This window comes from Flavobacterium sp. AK-301 (assembly GCF_058310215.1).
Map to the genome: position 1 here is coordinate 1 of NZ_JBZEES010000053.1, position 537 is coordinate 537.

The 537-nt window shown below is 60.7% G+C and carries 1 pseudogene; it reads left to right on the plus strand.

The features are described from left to right. Positions 1 to 537: pseudogene (locus AC4FQX_RS15205) on the plus strand (hypothetical protein); the annotation flags it as partial.

Genomic DNA, 537 nt, shown 5'->3' on the forward strand with positions numbered 1-537 from the left:
TACGACGTCTTCCGCAATCCTGTACAGGCCAGGGAGTTGCTGCTTGAGGCCCTGGAGGTGCAGAAGCTGGAGTTCAGCACCGTGTTCGACGGCGAGAAGGATGGGCGCATGGTCAAGATCATGCCCGTCAATCGCATTGCCACCCGCGCCGACCTGAACGAGCTGATCGCGGGCTTCGACTACAAGTCCTGGGAGCGCAAGCACAACGAAAGCCCGAACCGCCCGGTCGAAAAGATCACCCTTGTCTGCATGGGCCACGAGCCGGACTTGGCCGCGCAACTGGAGCTGGCCGCCAAGCCCTTCAAGATCGACGTGGAGGTGGTGGACATCCTGCGCGACAAGGCTGATCTGGAGTTCAAACGCGACTCGCAGGCCAAGGTTGCCATCAAGAAGGGGGAGCTGCGCATCGAGAAGTTCTACGCCAACACCCGTACCGATGAGTTTGTTGACATCGCCATCGAGAGCTTCCTGAAGGAATCTGGCGAGTTGCGCCCGGAGGGACTGCTGCCCAAGCTGGCCTTCTTCGCGGCCACCATC